Annotated in this window: 4 protein-coding genes; 1 reads left to right on the forward strand and 3 read right to left on the reverse strand. The window is 71.5% G+C overall.

The window, feature by feature from the left end:
- Nucleotides 1–280: 280 nt before the first annotated feature.
- The 3 genes from AB8Z75_RS30780 to clpS form a co-directional block, all read right to left on the reverse strand.
- Nucleotides 281–1,687, reverse strand: coding sequence for an amino acid permease (locus AB8Z75_RS30780; protein WP_369207753.1), 1,407 nt, complete (start codon nucleotides 1,685–1,687; stop codon nucleotides 281–283).
- A 492-nt stretch (nucleotides 1,688–2,179) separates the two neighbouring features.
- Nucleotides 2,180–2,875 carry a DUF2017 domain-containing protein gene (locus AB8Z75_RS30785; RefSeq protein ID WP_369207749.1) on the reverse strand — a complete coding sequence of 232 codons (696 nt, stop codon included), beginning with the start codon at nucleotides 2,873–2,875 and terminating at the stop codon, nucleotides 2,180–2,182.
- Nucleotides 2,875–3,189 (reverse strand): ATP-dependent Clp protease adapter ClpS, encoded by a 315-nt coding sequence (gene clpS / locus AB8Z75_RS30790; protein ID WP_369207751.1) that lies wholly within the window; start codon nucleotides 3,187–3,189, stop codon nucleotides 2,875–2,877. Before clpS ends, AB8Z75_RS30785 begins: the two co-directional genes overlap by 1 nt.
- A gap of 178 nt (nucleotides 3,190–3,367) precedes the next feature.
- Here clpS and AB8Z75_RS30795 point away from each other — a divergent pair, with 178 nt between their 5' ends.
- Nucleotides 3,368–4,687: a nicotinate phosphoribosyltransferase gene (locus tag AB8Z75_RS30795; protein ID WP_369207755.1), complete on the forward strand. Its 1,320-nt coding sequence runs from the start codon at nucleotides 3,368–3,370 to the stop codon at nucleotides 4,685–4,687.
- Nucleotides 4,688–5,009: the final 322 nt, after the last annotated feature.

The following is a 5,009-nucleotide window of genomic DNA, read 5'->3' on the forward strand; positions in this document are numbered from 1 at the left end:
GGGCCGGGCCGCATGGCCGGGGCCGCTCGCATGCCCAGGGCCGCCCCGCACGCCAGGGGCCGGGCCGCATGACCGGGGCCGTCACCGCGCGGCCGGGGCCGCCCGCATGCCCAGGGCCGCCCCGTATGCCAGAGGCCGCCCCGCATACCAGGGGCCGCCCCGCACGCCAGGGGCCGCCCCGCACGCCAGGGGACCGGGCCGTACCGGTGTGCGGTACGGCCCGGCCCCTGGGCGCTGTGCGGCGCGGCGCGCCCGGCCTGCGGGCGGGCGGGCCCCTGCCTCAGTCCTGGCCGGTGGCGGCCTCCGGTGCGAGCTTGCCGGCGCCCGGGGCCGCGTCGGCGATCACCGGTGCCGCTTCCATGCTCCGCGAGGTGCGGTGCGCGTGCGCGGTGTGGCGGGCGTGCAGCAGCCAGTAGGCGCCCAGCACCACGGCCCATCCCGCACCGACGTACAGCGAGATCCGCGCCGTCGAGTCGAGCGCGACGATCACCAGCACCATGGTGAGGAAGAGCAGCGCGACCCAGCTGAAGACGCTGCCGCCCGGGGCGGGGAAGCTGGATTTCGGCAGCCGCCCCGCGACGACCGCGCGCCGGTAGAGCAGGTGGCTGATGAGGATCATCATCCACGTCCAGATACCGCACGCGGTGGCGACGGAGGTGACGTAGGCGAACGCCTTCTCCGGCACCACGTAGTTGAGCACCACACCGATGCCCATCAGCAGCACGGAGACGGTGATGCCCGCCGCCGGGGAGTGCCGCGCGTTCAGCTTGCCGAAGTACGTCGGCGCCTCCCGGTTCTCCGCCAGGTCGCGCAGCATGCGGCCGGTGGAGTACATGCCGGAGTTGCAGGAGGAGAGCGCGGCGGTCAGCACGACGAAGTTGACGATGCCGGCGCCGAGCGGAATGCCGATCTTGCCGAAGGCCGCCACGAAGGGGCTCACGCCGTCGGAGAACTCGGTCCACTTGACCACGGAGAGGATCACGACCAGCGACCCGACGTAGAAGATGATGATGCGCCACGGCAGCGTGTTGATCGCCTTGGGCAGCGTCGTCTTGGGGTCCTGGCTCTCGCCCGCCGTGATACCGACCAGCTCGACCGCGATGTAGGCGAACATCACGCCCTGGAGCGTCATCAGGCTGGAGCCGATGCCGGTCGGGAAGAAGCCGTCGTGGGCCCACAGGTTGCTGACGGCGGCGGTGTCACCGGCCTGGGAGAAGCCCAGGGTGAGCACGCCGAGACCGATCACGATCATGCCGATGATCGCGGTGACCTTGATCATCGAGAACCAGAACTCGACCTCGCCGAAGACCTTCACCGAGATCAGGTTCACCCCGAACAGCACCACCAGGAAGACCAGCGCGCTGACCCACTGCGGAATGTCCGGGAACCAGTAGTGGATGTAGATCGCCGCCGCGGTCAGCTCGGCCATGCCGGTCACGACCCACAGCAGCCAGTACGTCCAGCCCGTCACGAAGCCGAAGAACGGCCCGAGGAACTCTCGGGCGTACTCCGCGAAGCTGCCGGATACGGGCCGGTACATCAGCAGCTCGCCCAGCGCCCGCATGATGAAGAAGATGACGACGCCCGCCAGGGCGTACATCAGGATGATGCTGGGTCCCGCCTTGGCGATGTTCGCACCGGCCCCCATGAACAGGCCGACACCGATGGCACCGCCGATGGCGATCATCTGGACCTGGCGACTTCCCAGCCCTCGCTGGTAGCCCTCGTCGGAAGGCCCGGCTCCCTCGCCGCTACCGCCCGTGCTTGCGGAACCGGGTTCTCCCCTGCCGTCCGCGACCTGCTCGGAGGTCATGTGGTGCGCCTTTCTCCATACCGACCCGGCCTGTCCGGATCGGGTTCCGATCCCCCCGGATGGAGTTGTGCGTGCCGGCGATCGGCCGGCGTGTGCGCCACTGCGCGGGCAGGGGTGGTGCCCGCAAGACAGCGGATCGTGCAGGTGTACCACGGCGGACTGTCCACGACGAGTGGTACAGACCACAGATAGAAGGGGCAGAGACGGACATCGCACCCGGAAAAAGCCCCGCCGTGATCCGTTCGTTAACCGGTCTTTACTCGCCATTTAACGAACAGTGCGGCGGGGTGAACCGGGACGAACAGGGCGCTCCGAGAGCTCGGGCCGCGGTGGGAGACGGCCGGGGAAAAACGGGAGAGACAGCCCTCAGGGCATCAGCGTCTCGACCAGTGTCTCCTGGAGGCTGCCGAGCCACAGGTACGCCATCACCAACGGCTTCCGCTCGTCGGAGTCGGGCAGCGAGTACAGCTCGTCGTCGCTGTCGTCGGACACCTCCAGGCGGGTGCCGAGCGCCAGCCGCAGGTCGTTGAGCGTGCCCAGCCACCGCCGGGACTCCTCGGGCCCGAGCGTCAGCACGGCGCCGCGGTCGCCCGGCGTCAGCGCGTCCAGCGACCGGACGACGGCCAGCCCGTCCTCCCGCTTGCGCGCCCGCAGGTCGTTCTCCGTGTAGCGGCGGAACTCCGCCGAGGCGGCCCGGTCGTGCCGGGCCCGCGCGGCCTCGTCACTGCCAGGATCCGCCTCGGGGGAAGGCCCGGGGCCAGGACCTGGGCCGTAGGCGTCGGGGAAGAGCCGCGCCAGCACCGGATCGGCGGGCGGCTCACTGGGCCCGTCGGCGAACGACGGCCAGGAGACGGCCTCGATGCCCGCCAGTTCCTCCTCCAGGCTGTCGCCCCTGACGCCCTCCCCCGGCGGCGTCTCCGACCTCGGCGGCTCGGCCGGCTCGGTGCCGGGGCCGATCAGCTCCAGCAGCTGCACCGTCAGGCTCCGCAGGATCGAGATCTCCACCTCGTCCAGCGCGATGGCCGCGCCGCCGGCCTCGGCCGACTCGAACTGGCCCGCCATCAGCGGTCCTGGGTGAGCGTCGCCCACAGCCCGTAGCTGTGCATGGCCTGCACGTCGCGCTCCATCTCCTCGCGGGTGCCGCTGGAGACGATGGCACGCCCCTTGTGGTGGACGTCGAGCATCAGTTTCTTCGCCTTCTCCTTCGAATAGCCGAAGTACGCCTGGAACACGTAGGTCACATAGCTCATGAGATTGACCGGGTCGTTGTGCACGACGGTCACCCAGGGCACATCCGGCTCAGGAACCACCACGGGCTCCTCGCTGGTCTCCGGGCGCTCGATCTCCATCGGGGTGGCGACACTCACAGGTCCCATGCTGCCACCCGGCACCCACAGGCGCCCAAACGGCGGCCACGACGACCGTATATCGTCAGCCTGACGAGATCCGGGGTACGCTCGCAGCGACCTACCCGAACACACGAGGTGAGCAGCAGTGCTGGATTCCCCCCAGGGACAGCCCCCGCACGAGAACCGGCAGGAACACGCCCGGCGGATGGAGACAGGCCTGCCGGTGTCCGTCCCCTCGACGGCGCTCTTCACCGACCAGTACGAGCTGACGATGCTGCAGGCGGCGCTGCGGGGCGGCACCGCCGAGCGCCGCTCCGTCTTCGAGGTCTTCACCCGCCGGCTGCCCGAAGGCCGCCGCTACGGGGTCGTCGCCGGCACCGGACGCGTCCTCGACGCCGTCGAGAACTTCCGCTTCGACGACCAGATGCTCCGCTTCCTCGGCGAGACCCACGTCGTCGACGAGCCCACCCTGGAGTGGCTCGCCGGCTACCGCTTCCGCGGCGACATCCTCGGCTACCCCGAGGGCGAGACCTACTTCCCCGGCTCACCGCTGCTGCGCGTCGAAGGCACCTTCGCCGAGTGCGTCCTGCTGGAGACCGTGATCCTCTCCATCCTCAACCACGACTCCGCCGTCGCCGCCGCGGCCTCCCGCATGGCCGTCGCCGCCGGCGGTCGCCCCCTGATCGAGATGGGCGCCCGCCGCACCCACGAACTCGGCGCCGTCGCCGCCTCCCGCTCCGCCTACGTCGGCGGCTTCGACACCACCTCCGACCTCGCCGCCGGCTTCCGCTACGGCATCCCCACCGTCGGTACCAGCGCCCACGCCTTCACCCTCCTGCACGACACCGAACGCGACGCCTTCCGCGCCCAGGTCGACTCCCTCGGCAGCGGCACCACGCTGCTCGTCGACACCTACGACGTCGCCGAAGCCGTCCGCACCGCCGTCGACGTGGCGGGCCCCGAGCTCGGCGCCGTCCGCATCGACTCCGGCGACCTGCTGCTCGTCGCCCACCGCGTACGCCAGCAGCTCGACGAGCTCGGCGCCACCAAGACGAAGATCGTCGTCACCAGCGACCTCGACGAGTACGCCATCGCCTCCCTGGCCGCCGCGCCCGTCGACGCCTACGGCGTCGGCACCCAGCTCGTGACCGGCAGCGGCCACCCCACGGCCTCCATGGTCTACAAGCTGGTCGCCCGCGCCGACACCGACGACCCCGCGGCCCCGCTGCGGCCCGTCGCCAAACGCTCCCTCGGCGGCAAGACCTCCCTCGGCGGCGCCAAGTGGGCCGCCAGGCCGCTGGACGCCGACGGCGTGGCCGAGGCCGAGGTCGTCGGCAGCGGCCCCGTGCCCGACGAGCTCGCCGGCCACCAGCTCCAGGTCTCACTCGTCGAGAACGGCACCGTCGTCGGCAGGGAGCCGCTGGAAGCCGCACGCGAACGCCACCAGGACTCCCTCGCACGGCTTCCCATGTCCGCGATGCAGCTCTCCCGGGGAGAACCCGTCCTGCCGGTCGAACACCGCTGAGGCGGCGCCCGCGGGACACCTCCGAGACGACCGCGGGACACCACTGAGACAGCCGTCGGGCATCGTCGGGGCGGGGCACGGGACGGGCCCCGCCGCACACCGGCAGGGCACGGGACGGGCCCCGCCGCACACCGGCAGGGTGGCCGCCGCACACGGGGACGGCGGCCGGCGCACACGGGCAGGCCAACGGACGTCGCGCCGCGGCGCGCCGCGGGGGCGACCGGTCACACGAAGGGCCCCGCGCACTGCCGCCAGGGCCCGCGAGTGTCTAGTCTCGAAACCGACGGGCGGCGGCCCGGCACCCCCCGCAGCACCCCGTTGC

The sequence above is a fragment of the Streptomyces sp. PU-14G genome (assembly GCF_041028275.1).
Lineage (GTDB): Bacteria > Actinomycetota > Actinomycetes > Streptomycetales > Streptomycetaceae > Streptomyces.

Coding starts and splice junctions, on each gene's coding strand:
- AB8Z75_RS30780 (WP_369207753.1), bottom strand. CDS start 1,687: ATGATCGCCATCGGCGGTGCCATCGGTGTCGGCCTGTTCATGGGGGCC.
- AB8Z75_RS30785 (WP_369207749.1), bottom strand. CDS start 2,875: ATGGCGGGCCAGTTCGAGTCGGCCGAGGCCGGCGGCGCGGCCATCGCG.
- clpS (WP_369207751.1), bottom strand. CDS start 3,189: ATGGGACCTGTGAGTGTCGCCACCCCGATGGAGATCGAGCGCCCGGAG.
- AB8Z75_RS30795 (WP_369207755.1), top strand. CDS start 3,368: ATGGAGACAGGCCTGCCGGTGTCCGTCCCCTCGACGGCGCTCTTCACC.